The organism is Bacillus sp. BC08, from assembly GCF_054326875.1.
On sequence record NZ_JBTGPA010000031.1, the window covers coordinates 257201 to 278280 of the forward strand.

The window sequence follows — 21080 nt, forward strand, 5'->3', positions numbered from 1 at the left end:
TAATATGATTCGATTACTTACGAAAGAAGATGCGGAAAAATATTGGGATTTACGTTTACAAGCATTACAAGTAAATCCAGAGGCATTTGTAACAACTTATGAAGAGGCGATTCGTCAGGCAAATCCTATTAAGCGAGTGGAAAGTAATTTAACAGCTACTACTAGTTGTACATTTGGTGCTTTTAATGAGGGTAATCAATTAGTTGGAGTTGTTACTTTACTAACAGAAGAAAAAGAGGCATATAAACATAAAGGTCATATCGTTGCGATGTATGTAGATATAAGTAATCGAAGAAGTGGTCTTGCACGTGAGTTAATACGTAAGGCAATTGAAAGAGCAAGAAAACTGAACTTGGAACAATTGACATTAGGTGTTGTATCTACAAACGAACCAGCAAAAAAGTTGTATGAATCAATGGGCTTTCAAACATATGGAATCGAGAAAAGAGCTTTAAAAATGAACGGTGTATATAGTGACGATGAATATATGGTGTTGTTCTTTTAAGAAAGGGAGTTTAGTATGAAAGATCTTCATTTAGAAAAAAATATGAACCCGCAAGTAGCGATTTTGTATGCGACGGTTACGGATACATATAAACGATTGCAAAAGTTAGTAGAAGGTATTGATGAGAAAGAATTGTCTTTTAAAGGATCAGAAAATAATGAAAATAACATTGGGCAACTACTTCAACATTTAGCAGTTGTCGATTTACATTGGGTGTATCGCTTAAAAGGAGAAGCAGTTCCACTGGCACTTGAAAATATATATGGACCTATGTTAAATGAAGTAGGAGAACTGCCAAGTTTAAGAAAATATACGCTGCAACAATTAATGCAAGATTATGAAGCTGTGCAACGTATGTTATATGAGAAATGTATGAAACTAACAGAAAATGATTTAACACGGGAGGTTTTTTATGAAAAGGGAGAAAGTGCGACTATAAGGTGGGGGATATGGCATATAGCCGATCATAATCGGTACCATCAAGCTCATATTAGTCAGTTAAGAAAACTATATAAAGCTAGAATAGATGCGAGATAAAGATTTTGAATTTTAATTATATTTAATTTGTTGTATAGTATTAAGAAGAAATTAAACAAGGGGTTTTATAATGAAAGCTATTGCAGTAGGGATATTGGCATCATTTTTCTTTGCCTTTACCTTCGTTTTAAACCGGGCGATGGACTTAGAAGGTGGAAGCTGGATTTGGAGTGCATCATTACGGTACTACTTTATGGTTCCAATGCTTTTACTTATTGTCATATATAGAGGAAACTTAAAGCAACTCTTTCAATATATGAAAAGTAATCCGAAAGAATGGTTAGTGTGGAGTATCGTTGGATTTGGACTCTTTTATGCTCCGCTTAGTTTTGCTGGAGCTTTTGGACCTGGTTGGCTTGTTGCATCAACATGGCAAATTACAATCGTCGCAGGAATTTTATTAACACCATTTTTTGCAGTAGATCCATTACATAAAAAACTTCCAATGAAGGAATTAGTTATGTCGGGTATTATTTTATGCGGTGTTGTACTCATGCAAGTAGAACATGCTTCTTCATTAGGAATTCGTGAAACCGTTTTATGTGTAGTTCCTGTCCTTATTGCAGCGTTTGCGTATCCTCTTGGAAATCGGAAAATGATGCAAGTTTGTAAAGGTGAATTAGATGTATTCCAGCGGGTCCTCGGTATGACATTAGCAAGTTTACCATTTTGGTTTTTACTATCTGGTTATGAAGTATCAACAGGCGGGCTACCGTCAAGTAATCAAGTTTTTCAATGTTTTATAGTAGCGGTTAGTTCAGGTTTAATCGCGACTGTATTATTCTTCTTTGCGACAGATGTTGTAAAAGATGATCCACAAAAACTAGCAACGGTCGAAGCGACTCAGTCTGGTGAAGTTTTATTTGCGCTAGCAGGAGAGCTCATCTTGCTATCTGCACCAATTCCGTCATCTTTATCTTGGATTGGTATGAGCCTCGTTATTGTTGGGATGATACTACATAGTTATGTAGCAGTCGTTGTGAAGAAAGAAGAAAAAATAACTGCGTAATGGGATTAGCTCTTTGTATTAAGGGCTAATCTTTTTTATAGAAGGGAATGAAGATATGAATTTGCAATACGTTGAACAATTTGAGGGAAATCCTATATTTAATGTACTACAGTATGCAGTTGGGCCAAGTGAAACTAGCTTAAAGAAAGCAGTTTTATTTTATGAAAGGAATAAAGGGAGTTTGCATAGATTTGAAGAAAAGGCTTGCATAGGTATTGAAATAATCGGAACAAATAAAGCGAGAATATGCCACATAGCAGTCGTCCCGCAATATCGTCATAAAGGAATTGCGTCGCAAATGATAAAGGAAGTAGTAAGAATACATCAATTGACTTATCTCGAGGCTGAGACAGACGATGAGGCAGTAGAATTTTATAAAAAAATTGGTTTTCAAGTTAAAAGTTTAGGAGAAAAGTATCCGGGGATTGAAAGGTTTCATGTGTATTTTAAAAATAAAACATATTAAAATCATCTTAGAATATAATATCCGGAATAGGATTTGAAGAAATAGTTCGTTTTATATGTATCCCGCTATTTGTGGACAGTAAAACTCCCACCTCAAAATTCGGCTGGAGTAAGGAAGCTAGGTGAAAGCCTGTAAACGCCAATTGGTACGGGGATAATAATCAGTGGGTGGATGAACAAAAGCGCCACTGATTAAAGTTTCACTTAATTTGTTCAAATTTTAATAGCAACTAGTTATAAGTTTTTGACAAAAATGTAAGAAAGGTTAGTTGATGCTAAGGAAGGAAGTAAAATATGAGTAAATCAATACATAATGGAGCAATTGAGAAGAAGCGTGCAGTCTCATTAGATTTAGCAAGAGGTACTATGTTACTATTAATCGTACTTGCCCATGCACCGCTTTACTTGTATGCTGCAGATCCTGGAATTATGCATAGGGTGGAAAGCGGTAATTTCTTTGATCAAATTGTAAACCTTTTTGGTATATTCATAATTGATAACCGTGCAAGAGCGATGTTTGCCGTATTATTAGGCTACGGTTTGGTTCTAGTACTCAAAGGGCAAATATCAAAAGGGAAAAATGAAAATCATGCTGTAAAAATAGTAAGAAGACGCTCTTGGTATTTAATACTGTTTGGGGTTGTGTTAGCAGTTTTAATTGGAGGGCAAGATATTCTTATGGCCTATGGTGTAGCGGGGCTTCTTGTTAGCCCGCTATTAAAGTGTAAAATGAAAACATTAATTCGAACATTTACGATTATCACTATATTGTATATCATTTTTATTCCAATAATATGGGGATTTAATATGCAAGCAATAGGCGATTATGGTTTTTCACCAGATGTTTCAGCAAAAGACACGTATCTAAGTACTACAATGTTGCGATTACTTTTCTTTCCTTTTATACCTGTTCTCATCCATTTTATGTTCCCAATTCTTCCTTCGGTAATTCTTGGTTTGTGGATTGCTAGATATCAATTATTAATAAAACCAGAGCAACATTTGAAAAAATTATATTTTATAACAATTATAGGATTAGCAATATCTTTAATAGGTGCTTTGCCTCTATCTTTTATAGGGACTATATGGTATCCAAGTGTGTTTACAGCTGGAATGATAAATGGAATCCATATTTTAACTGGAATTGTTGGAGGATTAGCATATGCAACGGGTTTCGGTATAATAGGGAGTAAATTGAAAAATCTAGGGTACTTTAGCTTTTCAGTAATTGCTTTGGGAAAGCGCTCATTAACATTTTTTGTTTTGAATGAGGCACTGCTTGTTATACTTTTATCACCTGTAGCGTTTGATTTAGGAGGGTATGTAAGTAACGCTCTTGCTGCATTGATAGCTATAAGTATTTGGATATTGTCTGTCATATTAGCTACAATAATGGAAAAAAACAATCTGAATGGACCATTAGAGATTTTATTGAGACGTTTAATATATAAAAATAAAACAATTGAAAGACGACCCGGGTAATAGGTCGTCTTTCAATTGTTTATAGTCTATAAATAAAATTATAATCTAATGATAGTTTGTTTTTATTTATGGAATAAAAAGCATAAAATATGCAAATGTGCATATAGAGTTTAGTTTGAAAAAATTAACATATACATTATATAATAAAGGTATCTGGAAAAATATAGATAAAAGAAATTAGGTGTATAAAACATGAGAATGGATAAAAGTAAATTTATAAAAATTGCTACTTCAATAGGGGTGTCATCTTTTTTATTAACGGGTTGTGGCGATTACGAAGAAGAAACGGCCCAGAAAGAAAGTACTGCTGTTAAAACAGATGGTGGAAAACAAGGTAATGAACAAGAAACATTAAATTGTGATGATAAAACTCCTACTAATGAAAATGTAGAAAATGATGAGTTATGTAAGGAAATGAATCCGTCATTTTCATCGTATAATGAAAATTCACATTTACCAATACTTCCATTCGTAGCAGGATATTTACTAGCAAGCAGAACTACAAATATGAATTATACAGCAAAACCAAATATAATGAAGAAACCGTATGCAAATAATGTTATTCCATATCGTGAAAAAGACCAAAGTAGAACTGGTGGAAGCGGTGGTGGAGGTTCTTACGGCGGAACTAACAGTAACAATAATAACTCTTCCAATAAAGTGGATTTAAATAAACAACAGCCAAATTCCTCAAATAAAGTGACGCCAGATACAAATACGCCGAAATCATCTACGACACAAACGCCGAAAGTGAATTCTGGTTCCAGTGGAATTGGGAATGCAAAAGCACCAGCCGGATCATAACACGAAAGGAAAATGGAGTCATGTATACAGAACAAGAGCAAAAAGAGTATATGAAAGTATGGTTTTCACTTGCGGAAGAGGCTGGTAGGAATGGATTTACATGGCCGAGCCTTTTAGAGAAGGAAGAATGGAATCAATATATGGCAACGGGTATGTATCGTATGCCCGTAAACACTTATACTGCTATTTCAAAAGCGACAGAAGAAATTATGTACGTGTTATATAGAACGTATCAATATATTGCAAATACGACAGAAGATTTTCAAACACTAGGGTTTCCAGCTGAAACGTGGGAAATTGCGAGAATGAAACATACTGGCTTGTTTTCATATTTTACAAGGTTTGACTTTATCGTAAATGGTGAAGAGATAAAGTTAATAGAAGTAAATTGTGATACACCAACAGGTTATTTAGAGCCATCTGTCGCAAATGAAGTGTTGTGCCGTTATCACGATGTGAATCATCCAAATCATATAGAAGAGCATATTGTGCAGGCGTGGGAACAAATTAAACATGACTATAATATAAGTCCTATAGAGACGATATATTTTACTAGTTATGATTGGCACGATGAAGATCATCAAACAGTTCAATTTTTAAGAAGCTATTGCTTAGATCAATCAACGGACTATATAGGCATACAAGATATCGTCGTTGCAGATGATGGTATATATACGCAAAATGGTGAACGAATCCATTATTTATATAGACTATATCCAATTGAATATTTAGTTTCAGATACTGATAAAAATGGGAGAAGAATTGGATTTCAGTTTTTAGATCATATAGCGCAAGGAAGAGTGAAAATCATTAATCCACCTGCAGCTTTTCTTATGCAAAATAAAAGTGTACTCGCATTAATTTGGCAACTGTTCGAAAAGGGAGTTTTCTTTGAGAAAGAAGAGAGAGAAATCATTCAAAACTACTTCATACCAACATATTTTACAAATAAGACGTTTATAGAAAAAAATGAATCATATGTTTCTAAGCCTTTATACGGCCGTGAAGGTGGAGGGGTATCTATATACGAAAATGATGAACTATTAGCTGAAGATAAAACGGAGTATTACTTTGAACAGCGAAAAATATACCAGCAATACATAGAAATGCCTGACTATACAATTGACACATGGGATGGTCCGTATACTGGTAAACTATTAATTGGTTCACACTGTATTAGCGGGAGAGCCGCAGGGTTATTTTTACGTGTAGGTGAGAAAATAACAGGCAACTTATCGATGTTTACAGGGGTTACAATTGAAGGATAAACGAAAGAGCTCATCAAAAATGATGAGCTCTTTCGTTTATATTAGTGTTATTATTGTTTGACGTAACGTCTTTATTTTTCTTCTGTTGTTATATAAAATTAATATATTACCATTTGTTGTGTGGATGAAAATGATTAAGTTAAAAATTAAGAAAAATATGATAATATATGTAAGTAGTAGTTTAAAACAAAATGGGGGAACAATCGTGAAAATGAATGACATAGTGGCAAGTACACCATTGCCAAGTACAATCAAAACAATTTCAAATGATTTAAGAAAATTAGGGCTAGAAAAAGGAATGACGGTTATTGTACATTCTTCGCTTAGTTCTATCGGCTGGGTATCTGGTGGAGCAGTTGCAGTAGTAGAGGCGTTAATGAAAGTGATTACTAAAGAGGGAACAATTATTATGCCAACACAATCTTCGGATTTATCTGATCCGAAACATTGGTCAAGACCGCCTGTACCTGAAGAATGGTGGCAAATTATCAGGGATAACGTACCAGCATTTGAGCCACATATTACACCAACAAGGGCAATGGGAAAAGTAGTTGAATGTTTTCGTACATATCCGAATGTAGTACGTAGCAACCATCCATTAGGAAGTTTTGCTGCATGGGGAAAGCATGCAGAAGAAATAACGATGAATCAGTCGCTATCAATGAGTTTAGGAGAGGAATCTCCATTAAGAAAAATATACGATTTAGACGGATACATATTATTAATTGGTGTTGGATATGATTCCAATACGTCTGTACATTTATCTGAAGTACGTACTGGTGCATGTGAGTTAATAAAAGTTGGGGCACCTATTATAGAGAATGGTGAAAGAGTATGGAAAGAGTTTGTTGATATGGATTACGATTCTGATAAGTTTGTAGAAATTGGTGTAGAGTTTGAGCGAAAAGGAACTGTAACAAATGGAAAAATAGGAAATGCAACGTGCCGTCTTATGAAGCAACGAGATATCGTTGACTTTGGAACAGAATGGTTTCGTAAGAAAAATCAGTAAGGGATGGTTACAATGAAGGGGAAAAAGGTATTAATTACGAGTGGTGGTTGTTTAGAAAAATGGGACCAAGTACGCGGGCATACGAATATGGCGAAAGGCACAATTGGGAGAATAATCGCCGAAGAGCTTATAAATAAAGGGGCACATGTTATTTATTTACACGGTTATTTCGCTGAAAAACCGAACGATATAAATAATCAATTGGAATTACATCCATTTGAAGGAATTGTTGATCTACAAGATAAAATGAAAAGTATAATTACGCATGAAAAAGTAGATGCGGTTATTATGGCAGCCGCTGGATCAGATTGGATTGTAGACAAAATTTGTGATCAAGACGGTAAGGTACTTGATATGAATGGGAAAATTTCAAGTGATATAGCACCAATTATTCATTTTCAAAAGGCTCCAAAAGTATTAAAACAAATAAAAGAGTGGGATCCAGAAACGGTACTCGTTGGCTTTAAACTTGAAAGCGATATAAATGAAGAAGAACTGTTTGAAAGAGCGAAGAAAAGAATGGAAGAAGCGAAGGCAAGTGTAATGATTGCGAATTCACCACATTCTTTATATTCGCGCGGAGCAGTACACCACGTAATTGGACAAGACGGTAAAGGGCAGTTATGTAACGGGAAAGATGAAACGGCGAAAGAAATTGTCAAAAGGTTAGAAGTGCTATGTGATCGTATCACTACTATGTAATTAAAAGTATTTGGATAAGAATGGATCTGCATAGTATATATAGGTAAGCGAAACTTTAATTTATGGGAATTTTACTTTTACACAAACGTTAACCATTCAAGATGGATACATAAAATAATTGGTGAGGAGTGGATTCTATGGAACATTTATTAAAGCAAGCTATAAAACTAAGAAATGAAAAGAAATATGCGCAATCCAGAGAGATACTTATGGGGTTAACAAACTTTACACGGGATGCAGAAGTGCTTTTTCAATGCGCCTGGATACATGACGTAATGGGACTTGAAACAGAGGCTGTGCCGTATTATGAACAGGCAATTGCAAATGGTCTTGATGGCGATTCACTTTGCGGTGCATATATCGGTCTTGGCAGTACCTATCGTTGTATAGGTGAGTATGACAAAGCAATTACTGTTTTAGAAACAGGTTTGCAGCAGTTTCCGGATAATGACGTGATGAAAGTATTTTTGTCATTAGCAAAATATAACGTTAACGACCATGAATCCGCGATGAAATTATTACTTGAAATGGTTATAAAAGTAGACGAAGTTAAAGAATTTGAACGTGCGATTACATTTTATAAAGATCATTTAAACGAGGTTTTTAAATAGAGGAGTGAACGTATGAATGTCACACTATCACGAAGGCGAAAAGGTATTTGGATTGGACTCGTATCTTTCATCTTGTTATCAAACTATTTATTGTATGCCCTTCCGATTGTACCAGCCGCTCCGAAAGAAGTAGTGCTTGGTTCTTTGTTAGATTGTATGTTTGTAATTCCAGTTATTACATATTTCTTTATTATTCGAAAAAGATACTCGCTAACGTATATATTTCCTGTCATAATAGCTGGATATATATTTGCAAGATTTATTATTCCAAGTGACTATTTACAAGATTTTTCAAACGTTTCTTATATTATAGTTGCGGGAGAAATTGCTTTTGTAGGTCTAGAACTACTCCTTCTGTATAAAATCGTTAAAGTGCTTCCTCATACAATCAAAAGATATAAAGAATATAAAAGAGAATATTCTTCATTTTCTTATGCGATTGATGCAGCATTTGATGCTACTATGAAAAGAAATAAATTAGTAGATATCATTGTAACAGAGTGTAAGTTAATCTATTATGCATTTTTATCGTGGCATATTAAAGTACCGGAAGGTGAATCCGTATACTCATATCACAAAAAGACCGGTGCAATAGGTGTATATATCATGATCATTCATGCAACCATAATAGAAAGTATCGGTTTTCATTATTTACTTCATCAATGGAATCCAGTAATAGCATGGACCTTACTAATTTTAAACGTATATGCAATGTTTTATTTTTTAGCTGAAATACAAGCAATGCGTAAAAATCCAATCATTGTTGCGGAAGAAAAGTTAATCATTCAAATCGGATTAGGAAAGAAAATTGTTATACCATTTACACAAATTGATAAAATTGCGTTTTATAAAGGCGAGTCTTTAAAGAAAGATGAAGAGAAAGAGGTTCTTGACGCAACTGTGATGGAATTTATAAAGGAACCTCCAACATTTGAAATAACGCTAAAAGAGTCAGTGAAAGCACAATTGTTATATGGATTTTCTAAAACAGTAAATCGTGTTCACTTAAATGTTGATGAGGAACGGAAATTTTATGATAGGGTTGCGGAGAAGTTGAAACATGAATAATGCTATTGGAGTTCCTTCTAATTTAGAAGGGGCTTTTTTGTGAAGTAGAAAATGAGATTATATAAATTTCAACTTAAAAAACAATGAATGAATAGACTGAACGCCTTCTTAGTGGAAAAATAAAGAGTTATAATGAAAGAACTAAATAAAAGGAGAATTTTAAAAAATGAGTTACTTACGTCCGTCAGGGATTAAAATTATTGAAAGAAAAATCCGATATGATGCTACAACTGTAGATCATGCTTGTTTATTAATAGAAACGCAGCCAGATAAAATTGTTTTATACCATGAAGTACAGTACTCTTTTACAATGGAAGCGAACGATAAGAAGTTAACGATCCCGAAAGGAAGTTGTACAATTGCATACTATTGGGGAAATCGTCCATATAATTTATACGTTTGGAGAAATCAGGATGGGAGTTATTTAGGTTCTTATTTTAATCTTGTAAAGAATACTTGTATAACGGACGAAGTGGTATCCTTCGAAGATTTAATCCTTGATATTATGGTACTTCCAAGTGGAGAATTATTTATATTGGATGAGGATGAATTACCTGAGCCGTTAGAGCAATTTGAAGATGGATATGTAGTAAAAGCTCTGCATACAGCCAAAAATACAATTCAAGAATCGCTTCCAAAAATCATTTTAGAAACTGATACTATGTTTAAAAATAAATAACGTTCATTAAAACCTAGTTGACTTATCGGAAATATTTGTATAATATGTAGTTAATTCTAAAACGTATAGCTGATTGGAGAAACCAAAGGCATTTCATTACAAGATGAAATGCCTTTGGTTTTTTTAGTATACAAATGTTGTATCTATTCATTTAAATGAATCATTTCAAGGAGGGGAAGAAGTGACTGTTTCAATTGATGGGGTATCAAAATATTTTCCGAAACAATCTGGTTCGGTTCAAGTTTTAGAAGATATTAATTTTCAATTAGAGAAAGGGGATTTTGTCACTGTAATTGGACCGAGTGGTTGCGGGAAAAGTACACTTTTGAAAATTGTTGCGGGGTTAGATAATGAATTTGAAGGTAAGGTTGTTATTGATGGGGAGAAAATCGTAAAACCGAGTAAGAAACAAGGTTTTATTTTTCAAGAACATCGCTTGTTTCCATGGTTAACAGTTGAAGAAAATATTGCAGCAGATTTGTCGTTAAAAGATAAGTATGTAAAAGATAAGGTAAAGGAATGGGTTGAAATTGTTCGGTTAGACGGTTTTGAAAAATCTTATCCGAAAGAAATTTCAGGCGGGATGTCACAACGTGTTGCGATTGCGAGAGCCTTATTAAGAGATCCGAATGTATTATTACTCGATGAACCATTCGGGGCACTTGATGCTTTTACTAGAAGCCATTTGCAAGAAGTACTGTTAACCATTTGGGAGCAGAAGAAAACGACAATGTTATTCGTCACTCATGATATAGACGAAGCGATATATCTTTCAAATCGAATGATCATTATGAGTGCAAAGCCTGGAAAAATACATAAAGTGATTGAAAATAATTTGCCTTACCCTCGAAATAAAACTTCTCAATCGTTCCAACAACTTCGAACGAAAGTTTTACATCAGTTTGAATATGGGGGACTGGTTCAAACGAGTATATAGGAAAAGGGTGGATTATATATGTATAAAAAATGTAAAGTTCTTTCATTTGCGTTAGCTATATCTTTATTTTTATTTGGATGCGAAAAAAGTACAGCAAGTAGCAAGAAAGAAGACGTAACCATTCAAATAGGTATACAACAAGGGTTAAGCCCACTCTTACTGGCACAGAAAAAAGGATGGTTTGAAGAAGAGTTTAAAAAAGAAGGCGTTAAGGTGAAATGGACAGAGTTCCAAAGCGGACCTCCTTATTTTGAGGCTATCGCATCAAATCGATTAGACTTTGGTGAAGTTGGCAACTCTCCAGTTATTTCCGCGCAAGCAGCAGGTATTGAATTTACCGAAATTGCTAATACAAGTTATGCGAGGAAAGGAACAGGCATTCTTGTACAAAAAGATAGCAAGATTACGAGTGTAAAAGATTTAAAAGGTAAAAAAATTGCAGTAGCAAAAGGAAGTAGCGCATTTAATTTATTGTATCGAGCATTAGAAAAAGAAGGTATCAATGCGAAAGATGTAAATGTCATTCAACTGCAACCAGATGAAGCGCAGCCCGCATTTGAATCAGGATCAGTAGATGCATGGGCCATTTGGGATCCATTCATTTCGCTACATACGTTAAATAAAGGCGCCAAGGTTATTACAGATGGTGAACGATTAAATATTTCTTCACCAGAGTTTTTAATTGCAAGAACAAAATTTTCGAAAGAACATCCAGAATTAGTTGAGAAGTTTCTCAAAGTTTATGAAAAAGCACTTGTATGGCAAGAGTCAAACTTAGATGAAGCAATAAAAATATATACTTCTGCAAAGAAAATAGATGCAGAAATTGTAAAAGAAGTGTTTACTCATGATAAACCAATTTTAGTTCCAGTAACGAAAGAAATAATAGAGGAACAGCAAAAGACAGCGGATTTTCAATATAAACTCGGTTCTATAAAGAAAGAAATTAAGACAGATAAAGTTGTAGATAATTCTTTCGTAGAAAAAGCAGTAAAGGTGAAATGAAAAGAGGTTTTGTAAATTGGTAAATACGAAAGCTGTTATGAAAAGGGCGAGTATAACGATTGGCAAAAACAATGTAAAGAAAGTGCGAAAGACGAATGCAAAAGTGGTAGTAAGAGCAATTACGATACCAATTATAATATTAATTATTTGGCAGTTAGCCGGAGTGTTCGATCTAGTTTCTAAAACAGTATTACCAACACCATTACATATATTTCTAGCTTTTCAAGAACTAATAAAAACAGGAGAGTTATTCGGTCATTTAAGTATCAGTGTATTCAGGGCTGCGGCTGGCTTCTTTATCGGCGGGAGTTTAGGAATTATTTTAGGAACGATTGTTGGATTTTCAACGAGGAGTGAGCAATATTTAGATCCATCAGTACAAATGTTAAGAACTGTACCTCATTTAGCTGTGGCACCGCTTTTCGTATTATGGTTCGGTTTTGGAGAAACATCGAAAGTATTATTAATTGCGGATGGTGCATTTTTTCCATTATACGTAAACGCGTTTTTAGGAATACGAGGTGTAGATTCAAAGTTATTTGATGTTGCGAGAGTGTTAGAGTTTAGTAAAAGAAAATTAATTACGAAACTAATTTTACCAGCAGCACTACCGAACCTATTACTTGGGGCAAGATTATCATTAGGAGTTGCATGGGTGAGTTTAGTAGTAGCAGAACTTATGGGATCTACAGAAGGTATTGGCTATATGATTATGGATGCAAGGCAATTTTCAAATACAGATATTGTATTTGTCGGTATTATTATTTTTGCGTTCGTTGGGAAGTTTTCTGATTCGCTCGTACGTTTACTAGAAGTGAAGTTTTTAAGATGGCGAGATAATTTTAAAGGAGAGACAGGGAATTAACATATAAATTATTAGGGGTAATTTATATAGGGTATTTTATTTTAAAATAAATAAGGGGTGTGTAAAGATATGGAATTGTTATGGTTTATTCCAGCTTATGGAGATGGTCGATATTTAGGAACGACAAAAAGAGGAAGAGCAGCTGAATATGGTTATTATAAACAAGTTGCGCAGGCAGCTGATTATTTAGGATATACGGGTGTGTTACTTCCAACGGGGCAAGGTTGTGAAGACCCATGGGTATTAGCGTCGGCACTTGCTGCTGAAACAGAGAAATTAAAATTTTTAGTAGCAGTTAGACCAGGGCTAATGTCACCGACAGTTGCAGCGAGGATGGCATCGACATTTGATAGAATTTCAGATGGGAGGTTACTTATTAATGTAGTAGCTGGAGGAGATCCTGTTGAATTGCAAGGAGATGGATTGTATCTTGAACATGATGAAAGATATGAAGCAGCGGATGAATTTTTAAAAGTTTGGAAAGCTACGCTGCAAGGTGAAAGTATTTCTTTAGAAGGAAAACATATTAAAGTTACAGATAGTAAAGTTGTGTTCCCACCAGTTCAAACACCGTATCCACCAATTTATTTTGGCGGATCGTCTGCTGCAGGTAAAGAAGTAGCAGCTGAACATAGTGATGTATATTTAACGTGGGGCGAACCACCAGAGCAAGTGAAAGAGAAAATAGAAGAAGTAAAAAAAATTGCGGAAAAGAAGGGGCGTACGGTACGATTCGGCATCAGATTACATGTAATTGTAAGAGAAACAGAGGAAGAAGCATGGGAAGAGGCTGAAAAGTTAATTCAATATGTAGATAATGAAACAATTGAGCTTGCTCAAAAGACATTTGCAAGATATGATTCAGTCGGACAAAAACGAATGACACATTTAAATAAAGGTACACGGGAGTCGTTAGAAATAAGTCCTAATTTATGGGCTGGCATTGGGCTTGTAAGAGGTGGTGCAGGTACTGCCCTTGTAGGAGATCCGCATACGGTAGCAAATAGAATAAAAGAATATGAAGCGTTAGGAATTGATACGTTTGTATTATCAGGATACCCTCATTTAGAAGAGGCATATGAAGTGGCAGAACTGTTATTTCCTTTATTGAAAGACGAGAAGAAACAAGAAAATAAAATTGTTGGTGAAATGATAGCTGATGCATATGCTTTAAAAAAATAGTGAGAAATAAAGTTGAACCAATCGGGCATTTACAAGTAGTTTCACCTATGTTTTGCTTCATTTTGTTTACTGCCTGTTAATACGGGATAAAAAACCCACAAGTATTTCACTTGCGGGTTTTCATCGTAAACTATTAGAAAATATGGTAAAATTAAATAGTAACTTAAGGTACGGTTGGTTGTTCAATTATCACTTCTCCAAAGTAGGAGGGGGGTGATAATACGTGAGTGAAATAGCGTTGCTACTGCAAGGTGGACTGTTTCTCGTTGCATTGTTAACGTTCGTCGTCGTTTTAATAGACAAGCTCAAAAAATAACAACCCACCTATGCCAATAGAATGTGGGTTGTTTTGTTTGTAAGAAACAAATAGGATAAATGAACAATCCAATCTGCTAAGTTACGTGGACTAGTGTGTAGCCGCACACTAGTCTTTTTTATTTATATACAATTAATAATTGGTTTATGTGATTGTATTGTTCTTTTCATACTTATTATAACACAGTGTCTTTTCATCAAGAAAGGAGACCGTATGTTCTGATTCTGATTAAATAGAAGGAGTTTTTTCTTTAAATAGCCCATCCATATACTGTTTTAAAGTTTGGACATAAAATTCCTGCTTACTTACATTATTTACGCCGACAATAGGCGATGGAAGTTCATATCTCTTTTCTGATAAATGAACAACAACGTCAAAAATATCAAATAGACGAATGAAACAGAACAGGCCATCTTTATCACTTAATAAAATAAAGTAATGGTTTTCGCTATTTGTATTTAATGTATTCCATAAAGAACTTTTGCTTAAATCGCGGACAATGCTCTTTTCTTTTAATTCCATGAAATCCGCATTTGATAGAATGTTAGAAATATCAATCGCGTCTGGATCTTCAAGATAGCCATCAACAGCTTGGACAGCGAAAGTATAAGCCATTTTTAATACGCTCATTTTGTATTTACGGTTATCTAAAAGTAATTCACGTTGAATAGAGCTAGCTACTTTCGTAACACGTTCCTCTTTCCAAATTTCATTATGTAGTGAAATATCGTGCTTTTTACATAGTTTCATAATTAATGCATTGGAATAAAGTATTTCATCACTTACTTCAACAACATCTGTTTCAGCAGCCGCAAGTTCCTCACCATGCTCATTCGTATAGAGAGGGGAATCAATTTGTTTTTTCATTTGCTCAATCTTAAATTGGCTTAATTTATGCCGAATTAAGGGACGATCAATATTTGTTGTCATTTGTTCATGACAAGTATCACAAATTGAGTTTGTGAAATAATATCCACATAATATTTCTGGGATGACATATTGTTCACTAAGTTCTTTCGTATCTTTTCTGCAAATGATGCATTGTGTCATTTTTATCACCTTTACCTGCAAATTTGTATGTAATCTCATTGTAGTGTATTTATTGGCATTTTGGAATATTGTAAAGGAAAATATTATGTGAAATTGTAGTGTATTTTGGTACAATAAAGAGAAGTGCTAGTTTAAAGGAGGAAGTTTTTTGAAATCGAAAGTGCACTTTTGGACATTAGAAGTGCTAATGGTTGTAGCGATCATATTTATTTGCACAAAAATATCGTTTTTATTTCAACCGATTGGTATCTTCATATCTACGTTGTTTTTCCCAATCTTAATCGCGTTATTTTTATACTTCATATTTAACCCATTGTTAGTCTTTTTGGAGAATAAAAAAGTACCTAGAAATTTAGCGATTTTACTGTTATATCTTTTTATTATAACATTAACTGCGGTTGGAGTTGGAGTTGTTGTTCCAACAATCTCACAACAGCTAATGGATTTAGTAAAAAATATGCCAGGTTATATTAAAGAGGGAAAACTATACATACAAGATTTATCCCATCATAGATTGTTTGAATGGTTATCTACACAAAACTATGTTTCCATTGAAACAATTGAAAAAAATGCAATTGAATACTTAAAGGATATACCAAACACAATTACGTCGAGTGCAACGGCTTTATTTGGTATTATAACGAACGTCGCATTAGTAATCTTCACAGTACCGTTCATTTTATTTTATATGTTTAAAGATGGACATGCATTCCCAGGGAAAGCAGTTAGTCTATTACCTGAGTCATACCGTGAAGAAGGACTTCGTATCATTAAGGAAACGAATGAAACATTATCTGCATATATTCAAGGGCAAGCGCTCGTTTGTATATTTGTAGGTGCGTTTACTTTTATCGGTTATTTAATTATCGATTTACCGTACGCTTTCGTTTTGGGAATTATAGCAGCATTTACAAATATTATTCCTAACTTAGGTCCATTTATCGGTGCAGCACCAGCTGTTATCGTAGGTCTGTTCGTATCTCCGATGCAAGCGTTGTACGTAATTATTATCGTAACAATTGTACAACAGTTTGAAAGTAACATCATTTCACCGCGTATTATGAGTTCAAAATTAAATATCCATCCGTTAACAATTATTATTTTAATTTTAGGGGTAGGTAACTTTGCGGGAATTATCGGAATGATTTTAGCAGTACCAGTTTATGCAGTTACGAAAACAGTTGTATCGAACTTAGTGAGACTGTTTAAGACGAAACGAAGTAATCGAAAATAGTATATGTTGAGAAAGATACACCGCTTTTTAAGTGGTGTATCTTTTATTTAATTACTCAATATTAAAAGTGCATTGGTGTAATTTTATTATATATTTATTACACATCAAATATAACGATATACTTGTGTGTTATTCTGTCAAAACTATGTGGAATCCCTCTGAACTATCCAAATCATTTCTTTAGAACGTGCTATCAACATCTTAATCGACTCCTTTCAAGTTTTATATTTTTAAAGGATTATAGGTGAGAGTAGTATTTGCTTCTACGATCTCGAATTTCGTCTATAACTTGTTTGTATTGTTGTTCTTGTTTTAATTCAGCTTCAGAATAGTTTTTTTTCTGAATTGTAATTGTTAAGAAGAAAAGGTGAAACTTCATAATACATTCCTCCTTTCGAAAGGAATTATAGATGGCTACAGTAGTGACTTTGACGTTCTTTTACATCTTCCATAGCTTTATTAATTTGTTGATCATGCAAGTTCTCACTGTCCGAGAACTTAGTTTTTTGAATCGTAATTGTTAAAAAGAATACTTTAAATTTCATTAGTTTTTGCCCCTTTATAAATTATTTAGAAAAGACGGTCGTAATAAGAAGCTTGGCGCTCTTTTACTTCGTTCATAATAGTTTGAATGTGTTGCTCACGTAAAATTTCGTTTTGAGAAAGCTTACGCTTTTGAATGGTAATCGTTAAAAAGAATGCTTTAAATTTCATGAAGGTATTGCTCCTTTAAAAGTTATTTAAAATAGTCGGCTGTAATAAGAAGCTTGATGCTCTTTTACTTCGTCCATAATAGATTGAATGTGTTGCTCACGTGAAATTTCTTTCTGTGAAAGCTTACGTTTTTGAATGGTGAGCGTTAAAAAGAATGCTTTAAATTTCATTAGGAAATTGCTCCTTAAAAATATATTTTTAATACATTTGCGTATAGTATGAACTTTTAATGTCAGTCATTTTATCAGTCAGTTTTTTTATTTGTTGTTTACGATTGATTTCAGCTTCAGTTAAAGTATTTTTCTGAAGTACAGCCGTAAAAAAGAAAATATGAAAAGTCATAAATGAATTCCTCCTTTCGAAAAGGAATTACATGTGATCACAATAAAGTGCTTGGCGCTCCTTAACATCATTCATAGCTTTTTCTATTTGCTCATTATGAAGAATTTCATTTTTGGAAATTGTATTTCTTTGAATCGTAATACTTAAAAACAATACGCTAATAGTCATCGAATGTTGCTCCTTTCTTAACAAAATGATATAAGAGGCTAAAAAATCGCACAAAAAAGCCACAGGAAGATATAGTTCTCCTATGGCAGGGCGCGAAAAAGCCACAGGAAAGTATACGACCTCCTGTGGCGAATTTATGAATTAATCGAAACAATGTACGATTTTCAATTCTCCATTAGGGTGGTCGAATTCATATTTAATTGTCCAGAAAACACAGGTGCAGTTAACGCTAAAGTTAAAGCATGTAATTGTAATTTCATCATTTCCTTCGACCTCCTTTTATAATTTTTTCTTACGTTAGTAAGTATATACAATTAATGGATAATTGTAAACATAAAAATTGAAAATTTTTAATTTTGATTAAAATGCGTATGTTTTAAAGGGCTTTGAGAAGAAGTATTGTAATGAACGAAATATCGATAAAAATGGGGGATGCTAAATGAAATATATGCATCGTAACGTGGTTGTTATGCTAATAATTTTTTTACTTATTACTGCTTGTTCTAGCGGAGAAAGAATAAACGAAATATCTGATATTGAACCTGGTGCTTTTAAGAAATATGCTGGGACATACGTTGGTAATAACTCAGTTGTGGTTGCAATTGTTAATCATTTACCTGGTGGTGATACATTTCAAAGTATTAGTTTGGAGAATGAAAATATAAAGGTAAACTATGGTGCAAAAGGAAATGGAACTCTGACAGAAGACATGGTTGAGACGTATTGGTTTGATGGTAAGGACACGATGGAGAAGAATTTTCTCTTTAACGTTATTTATCTAGCTATTTTAGTACCAAATGCGAAAAGTTACGAGTTTCAAGTAGAAAATAAAAATTTCAAGATAAAAAGAGGAGAAATACTATCAATCTTGTATGAAAAAATTGATGATTTTCCAAAAGAAGATGATATATGGGATAAAAAGAAAGTAGTAAAGTTCCTTAGCGACAATAACGAAAAAATTACAATGCTTATAAATGATAAAGATTTTCGGAAATCTTTATTTGCTAAATATCCAGTGCAGCAGTTGGAATAAAATGAAAAGAAATTGAGAACAAGAGTTGAAACTTCAAAATTTTAGAAAGAGAGTCATCCGTAAACGGATGACTCTCTTTTTTGTAAAAGAAATTTATGGAAATAAACATTTTTATGTGATATGGTTAATCACATAAGTAATGAACCTATGAACCTAAGGTGGTGAAGTTGTGAAACCTACTCTGGAGCAAAATAAATTAATATACTTACAAATTGCAGAAACGATTGAATCTGATATTTTAAAAGACATATTACTGGAAGAAGAACAAGTTCCATCAACAAATCAATTTGCGAAGATGTTACAAATAAATCCAGCTACTGCAGCTAAAGGGGTAAATGTATTAGTGGACGAAGGGATTCTATATAAAAAGAGAGGGATCGGGATGTTTGTTGCAAAGGGAGCGAAAGAAGTCGTACTTAAAAAAAGACAAAATACTTTTATGACCGAATATTTACCTAAAGTATGGGAAGAAGCAAAAGTATTAGAAATATCGAAAGACGAATTGATGGATATGATTCAAAAAATTACGAAGGAGGGAAAAGAGGGATGATTGCACTTGAAACGAAAGATGTAACGAAAAAATATAAAAAGAAAGTAGCAGTAAATGAAGTAACGATTTCATTGGAAGAGCATAAAATATATGGTTTACTCGGTAGAAACGGTGCAGGAAAAACGACACTATTAAATTTACTTGCAGGCCAAATTACTTCAAGTAGTGGTAGCGTATCAATATTTGGTGAAAATGTTTTTGAAAATAGTAAAGCAATGCAAAATATTTGTTTTGTTAAAGTGAAAGAAGAAGCACATTTAAGTTATAAAGTAAAAGAAATCTTTAAGATGTGCAGCATGTTTTATAAAAACTGGGATGGAAAGTACGCTGAAGAACTCGCTGATAAATTTCAGCTTAATATGACAGTGAAATATCATAAACTATCACACGGTATGCAAACAATCGTCGGAATTATTCAAGGATTAGCAAGTAGGGCACCAATAACAATTTTTGATGAACCGACTACAGGTTTGGACGCAGCACATCGAGAGTTGTTTTATAGTTTACTACTAGAAGATTATGGTCAGTATCCACGAACAATTATATTATCAACACATTTAGTAGAAGAAGTAACCCGTGTGATTGAAGATGTGATCATCATCAAAGAAGGAAAACTAGTTGTTCAATCATCGGTAGAAGATTTATTGCAACAAGCTCATATTATTTCAGGGAAAATAGATAAAGTAGATGAATTTTCGATAAATAAGAAAGTAATAAATCGAGAAGTCTATGGGAATAAAGGCATTACTGTTATATGGGAAGAACTTTCTAATGAAGATTATTACTCTCTTGAAAAAGAAGGTTTAGTAATTGATAGAATTACATTACAAAAACTATTTATACACATAACTGGTGGTGAAGTGAAATGACGATGTTAATGAAGCAGTTGAAGTTACATATAAATTTTCATTATAAAGCAATTATAATATTTTGGATTGTAGCTTTATTAATAAAAGGGGCTTTACATGCTGCTCATTTAAATGGAGCGAACATTGGTTATTTACCCGAAATTATAAATAACCCTTCAATAGCAATTATGCTATTTATAGTAGGGAGTGTTTTCATCATACAAGATGAGCTATTTCGTTTAGCAGTTTCATTCGGTGTAACGAGAATCCAATATTTTATCGGGGTAGTTTGTTATATCGTATTGCAATCTGCATTTTTTTCATTTCTTCAAGTTATGCTTTTACAAGATATAAAATATAATTTAGTAAATGTTAGTTTTGGGGAGCAATCGGTACAACAATTTATTTTGCAATTTTTATTTTATGTTACAACAGCATGTTTCTTCCAAGTGGTAGTGGTTTTTAAACAACGATTTCAGTGGATTGGTCTTATGATTGGTGGAACACTTTTCTTATCAACAAATAGTGTGCTTTATGGGGAAGCAGGGATAACTGGTTTATTATTTACGAGTGATGGATCTTTAGTAGATATTCCATATTTTACTGTTATTTCAATTGGATTAACTGTTCTTTATATCGTAACTAGTGGTATATTTATTCGAAAAGTATCATTCGAAAAAACGATTTGAAATAG

Annotated in this window: 29 protein-coding genes; 22 read left to right on the forward strand and 7 right to left on the reverse strand. The window is 33.6% G+C overall.

The genetic code is table 11. From position 1 onward, the window contains the following. Positions 1–4 precede the first annotated feature (4 nt). From ACXVYO_RS11865 to ACXVYO_RS11945, 17 genes are all read left to right on the forward strand, one after another. A complete protein-coding gene (locus ACXVYO_RS11865) occupies positions 5–505 on the forward strand; it encodes an N-acetyltransferase family protein (protein WP_458467153.1) in 501 nt (166 codons plus the stop codon). Between the two features lie 15 nt (positions 506–520). Next, positions 521–1042: a DinB family protein gene (locus tag ACXVYO_RS11870; RefSeq protein ID WP_458467154.1), complete on the forward strand. Its 522-nt coding sequence runs from the start codon at positions 521–523 to the stop codon at positions 1040–1042. A 70-nt stretch (positions 1043–1112) separates the two neighbouring features. Continuing rightward, positions 1113–2051, forward strand: a complete 939-nt coding sequence (locus ACXVYO_RS11875; RefSeq protein ID WP_458467155.1) for a DMT family transporter — start codon at positions 1113–1115, stop codon at positions 2049–2051. A 55-nt stretch (positions 2052–2106) separates the two neighbouring features. Continuing rightward, positions 2107–2517, forward strand: coding sequence for a GNAT family N-acetyltransferase (locus ACXVYO_RS11880; RefSeq protein ID WP_431144877.1), 411 nt, complete (start codon positions 2107–2109; stop codon positions 2515–2517). Between the two features lie 293 nt (positions 2518–2810). After that, positions 2811–3998: a DUF418 domain-containing protein gene (locus ACXVYO_RS11885; protein ID WP_458467157.1), complete on the forward strand. Its 1188-nt coding sequence runs from the start codon at positions 2811–2813 to the stop codon at positions 3996–3998. A 192-nt stretch (positions 3999–4190) separates the two neighbouring features. Further along, positions 4191–4802 (forward strand): hypothetical protein, encoded by a 612-nt coding sequence (locus tag ACXVYO_RS11890; protein WP_063260002.1) that lies wholly within the window; start codon positions 4191–4193, stop codon positions 4800–4802. Positions 4803–4822: 20 nt separating this feature from the next. Then, the gene (locus ACXVYO_RS11895) at positions 4823–6070 is read left to right on the forward strand and encodes a glutathionylspermidine synthase family protein (protein ID WP_458467158.1); all 1248 of its coding nucleotides are present in this window, start codon (positions 4823–4825) and stop codon (positions 6068–6070) included. A 211-nt stretch (positions 6071–6281) separates the two neighbouring features. Next, positions 6282–7082: a BA2930 family N-acetyltransferase gene (aacC, locus tag ACXVYO_RS11900; RefSeq protein WP_458467783.1), complete on the forward strand. Its 801-nt coding sequence runs from the start codon at positions 6282–6284 to the stop codon at positions 7080–7082. 12 nt (positions 7083–7094) lie between these two features. Next, positions 7095–7784 (forward strand): phosphopantothenoylcysteine decarboxylase domain-containing protein, encoded by a 690-nt coding sequence (locus tag ACXVYO_RS11905; RefSeq protein WP_458467160.1) that lies wholly within the window; start codon positions 7095–7097, stop codon positions 7782–7784. 137 nt (positions 7785–7921) lie between these two features. Continuing rightward, positions 7922–8395 carry a tetratricopeptide repeat protein gene (locus ACXVYO_RS11910; protein ID WP_458467162.1) on the forward strand — a complete coding sequence of 158 codons (474 nt, stop codon included), beginning with the start codon at positions 7922–7924 and terminating at the stop codon, positions 8393–8395. Between the two features lie 12 nt (positions 8396–8407). Beyond that, positions 8408–9463: a hypothetical protein gene (locus ACXVYO_RS11915; RefSeq protein WP_458467163.1), complete on the forward strand. Its 1056-nt coding sequence runs from the start codon at positions 8408–8410 to the stop codon at positions 9461–9463. A gap of 166 nt (positions 9464–9629) precedes the next feature. Then, positions 9630–10142 (forward strand): DUF402 domain-containing protein, encoded by a 513-nt coding sequence (locus ACXVYO_RS11920; protein ID WP_458467165.1) that lies wholly within the window; start codon positions 9630–9632, stop codon positions 10140–10142. A 181-nt stretch (positions 10143–10323) separates the two neighbouring features. Beyond that, positions 10324–11079 carry an ABC transporter ATP-binding protein gene (locus ACXVYO_RS11925; protein ID WP_458467166.1) on the forward strand — a complete coding sequence of 252 codons (756 nt, stop codon included), beginning with the start codon at positions 10324–10326 and terminating at the stop codon, positions 11077–11079. 18 nt (positions 11080–11097) lie between these two features. After that, positions 11098–12084: an aliphatic sulfonate ABC transporter substrate-binding protein gene (locus ACXVYO_RS11930; RefSeq protein WP_458467168.1), complete on the forward strand. Its 987-nt coding sequence runs from the start codon at positions 11098–11100 to the stop codon at positions 12082–12084. 16 nt (positions 12085–12100) lie between these two features. Further along, entirely contained in the window at positions 12101–12949 is an 849-nt protein-coding gene (locus ACXVYO_RS11935; RefSeq protein WP_458467169.1) for an ABC transporter permease, read from the forward strand. 69 nt (positions 12950–13018) lie between these two features. Continuing rightward, positions 13019–14131, forward strand: coding sequence for an FMNH2-dependent alkanesulfonate monooxygenase (gene ssuD / locus ACXVYO_RS11940; RefSeq protein WP_458467170.1), 1113 nt, complete (start codon positions 13019–13021; stop codon positions 14129–14131). Positions 14132–14354: 223 nt separating this feature from the next. Beyond that, positions 14355–14447: a putative holin-like toxin gene (locus ACXVYO_RS11945; RefSeq protein ID WP_001289320.1), complete on the forward strand. Its 93-nt coding sequence runs from the start codon at positions 14355–14357 to the stop codon at positions 14445–14447. 228 nt (positions 14448–14675) lie between these two features. Here ACXVYO_RS11945 and ACXVYO_RS11950 read toward each other — a convergent pair whose 3' ends face one another. Continuing rightward, the gene (locus tag ACXVYO_RS11950) at positions 14676–15497 is read right to left on the reverse strand and encodes an HNH endonuclease (RefSeq protein WP_458467171.1); all 822 of its coding nucleotides are present in this window, start codon (positions 15495–15497) and stop codon (positions 14676–14678) included. A gap of 148 nt (positions 15498–15645) precedes the next feature. Here ACXVYO_RS11950 and ACXVYO_RS11955 point away from each other — a divergent pair, with 148 nt between their 5' ends. Then, the gene (locus ACXVYO_RS11955; protein WP_000837880.1) at positions 15646–16731 is read left to right on the forward strand and encodes an AI-2E family transporter; all 1086 of its coding nucleotides are present in this window, start codon (positions 15646–15648) and stop codon (positions 16729–16731) included. 238 nt (positions 16732–16969) lie between these two features. Here ACXVYO_RS11955 and ACXVYO_RS11960 read toward each other — a convergent pair whose 3' ends face one another. The 6 genes from ACXVYO_RS11960 to ACXVYO_RS11985 are packed head-to-tail and all read right to left on the reverse strand — an operon-like array spanning position 16970 to position 17955. Continuing rightward, a complete protein-coding gene (locus ACXVYO_RS11960) occupies positions 16970–17110 on the reverse strand; it encodes a YrzI family small protein (protein WP_088321443.1) in 141 nt (46 codons plus the stop codon). A 25-nt stretch (positions 17111–17135) separates the two neighbouring features. Next, positions 17136–17276, reverse strand: a complete 141-nt coding sequence (locus tag ACXVYO_RS11965) for a YrzI family small protein (protein WP_458467172.1) — start codon at positions 17274–17276, stop codon at positions 17136–17138. 25 nt (positions 17277–17301) lie between these two features. Next, positions 17302–17445 carry a YrzI family small protein gene (locus ACXVYO_RS11970; RefSeq protein WP_458467173.1) on the reverse strand — a complete coding sequence of 48 codons (144 nt, stop codon included), beginning with the start codon at positions 17443–17445 and terminating at the stop codon, positions 17302–17304. A 26-nt stretch (positions 17446–17471) separates the two neighbouring features. After that, on the reverse strand, positions 17472–17615 hold the full coding sequence (locus ACXVYO_RS11975; RefSeq protein WP_071723558.1) for a YrzI family small protein: 144 nt from the start codon (positions 17613–17615) through the stop codon (positions 17472–17474). 28 nt (positions 17616–17643) lie between these two features. Then, entirely contained in the window at positions 17644–17787 is a 144-nt protein-coding gene (locus tag ACXVYO_RS11980; RefSeq protein WP_458467174.1) for a YrzI family small protein, read from the reverse strand. 27 nt (positions 17788–17814) lie between these two features. Beyond that, on the reverse strand, positions 17815–17955 hold the full coding sequence (locus tag ACXVYO_RS11985) for a YrzI family small protein (RefSeq protein ID WP_071723554.1): 141 nt from the start codon (positions 17953–17955) through the stop codon (positions 17815–17817). Between the two features lie 439 nt (positions 17956–18394). On the opposite strand from ACXVYO_RS11985, the gene ACXVYO_RS11990 reads away from it, so the two are divergent. The 4 genes from ACXVYO_RS11990 to ACXVYO_RS12005 all read left to right on the forward strand — a co-directional run bounded on the left by ACXVYO_RS11990 (position 18395) and on the right by ACXVYO_RS12005 (position 21075). Further along, entirely contained in the window at positions 18395–18988 is a 594-nt protein-coding gene (locus ACXVYO_RS11990; RefSeq protein ID WP_458467175.1) for a DUF4825 domain-containing protein, read from the forward strand. Positions 18989–19157: 169 nt separating this feature from the next. Further along, positions 19158–19538: a GntR family transcriptional regulator gene (locus tag ACXVYO_RS11995; RefSeq protein WP_000805194.1), complete on the forward strand. Its 381-nt coding sequence runs from the start codon at positions 19158–19160 to the stop codon at positions 19536–19538. Further along, on the forward strand, positions 19535–20407 hold the full coding sequence (locus tag ACXVYO_RS12000; protein ID WP_458467176.1) for an ABC transporter ATP-binding protein: 873 nt from the start codon (positions 19535–19537) through the stop codon (positions 20405–20407). Before ACXVYO_RS11995 ends, ACXVYO_RS12000 begins: the two co-directional genes overlap by 4 nt. After that, positions 20404–21075, forward strand: coding sequence for a DUF4052 family protein (locus ACXVYO_RS12005; RefSeq protein ID WP_458467177.1), 672 nt, complete (start codon positions 20404–20406; stop codon positions 21073–21075). The genes ACXVYO_RS12000 and ACXVYO_RS12005 overlap by 4 nt, the downstream gene beginning before the upstream one ends. The last annotated feature ends 5 nt before the right edge of the window (positions 21076–21080 follow it).

Coding starts and splice junctions, on each gene's coding strand:
- ACXVYO_RS12000 (WP_458467176.1), top strand. CDS start 19,535: ATGATTGCACTTGAAACGAAAGATGTAACGAAAAAATATAAAAAGAAA.
- ACXVYO_RS11875 (WP_458467155.1), top strand. CDS start 1,113: ATGAAAGCTATTGCAGTAGGGATATTGGCATCATTTTTCTTTGCCTTT.
- aacC (WP_458467783.1), top strand. CDS start 6,282: ATGAATGACATAGTGGCAAGTACACCATTGCCAAGTACAATCAAAACA.
- ACXVYO_RS11905 (WP_458467160.1), top strand. CDS start 7,095: ATGAAGGGGAAAAAGGTATTAATTACGAGTGGTGGTTGTTTAGAAAAA.
- ssuD (WP_458467170.1), top strand. CDS start 13,019: ATGGAATTGTTATGGTTTATTCCAGCTTATGGAGATGGTCGATATTTA.
- ACXVYO_RS11885 (WP_458467157.1), top strand. CDS start 2,811: ATGAGTAAATCAATACATAATGGAGCAATTGAGAAGAAGCGTGCAGTC.
- ACXVYO_RS11870 (WP_458467154.1), top strand. CDS start 521: ATGAAAGATCTTCATTTAGAAAAAAATATGAACCCGCAAGTAGCGATT.
- ACXVYO_RS11950 (WP_458467171.1), bottom strand. CDS start 15,497: ATGACACAATGCATCATTTGCAGAAAAGATACGAAAGAACTTAGTGAA.
- ACXVYO_RS11910 (WP_458467162.1), top strand. CDS start 7,922: ATGGAACATTTATTAAAGCAAGCTATAAAACTAAGAAATGAAAAGAAA.
- ACXVYO_RS11975 (WP_071723558.1), bottom strand. CDS start 17,615: ATGAAATTTAAAGCATTCTTTTTAACGCTCACCATTCAAAAACGTAAG.
- ACXVYO_RS11890 (WP_063260002.1), top strand. CDS start 4,191: ATGAGAATGGATAAAAGTAAATTTATAAAAATTGCTACTTCAATAGGG.
- ACXVYO_RS11965 (WP_458467172.1), bottom strand. CDS start 17,276: ATGAAATTTAAAGTATTCTTTTTAACAATTACGATTCAAAAAACTAAG.
- ACXVYO_RS12005 (WP_458467177.1), top strand. CDS start 20,404: ATGACGATGTTAATGAAGCAGTTGAAGTTACATATAAATTTTCATTAT.
- ACXVYO_RS11915 (WP_458467163.1), top strand. CDS start 8,408: ATGAATGTCACACTATCACGAAGGCGAAAAGGTATTTGGATTGGACTC.
- ACXVYO_RS11930 (WP_458467168.1), top strand. CDS start 11,098: ATGTATAAAAAATGTAAAGTTCTTTCATTTGCGTTAGCTATATCTTTA.
- ACXVYO_RS11980 (WP_458467174.1), bottom strand. CDS start 17,787: ATGACTTTTCATATTTTCTTTTTTACGGCTGTACTTCAGAAAAATACT.
- ACXVYO_RS11970 (WP_458467173.1), bottom strand. CDS start 17,445: ATGAAATTTAAAGCATTCTTTTTAACGATTACCATTCAAAAGCGTAAG.
- ACXVYO_RS11960 (WP_088321443.1), bottom strand. CDS start 17,110: ATGAAGTTTCACCTTTTCTTCTTAACAATTACAATTCAGAAAAAAAAC.
- ACXVYO_RS11990 (WP_458467175.1), top strand. CDS start 18,395: ATGAAATATATGCATCGTAACGTGGTTGTTATGCTAATAATTTTTTTA.
- ACXVYO_RS11985 (WP_071723554.1), bottom strand. CDS start 17,955: ATGACTATTAGCGTATTGTTTTTAAGTATTACGATTCAAAGAAATACA.
- ACXVYO_RS11880 (WP_431144877.1), top strand. CDS start 2,107: ATGAATTTGCAATACGTTGAACAATTTGAGGGAAATCCTATATTTAAT.
- ACXVYO_RS11865 (WP_458467153.1), top strand. CDS start 5: ATGATTCGATTACTTACGAAAGAAGATGCGGAAAAATATTGGGATTTA.
- ACXVYO_RS11895 (WP_458467158.1), top strand. CDS start 4,823: ATGTATACAGAACAAGAGCAAAAAGAGTATATGAAAGTATGGTTTTCA.
- ACXVYO_RS11920 (WP_458467165.1), top strand. CDS start 9,630: ATGAGTTACTTACGTCCGTCAGGGATTAAAATTATTGAAAGAAAAATC.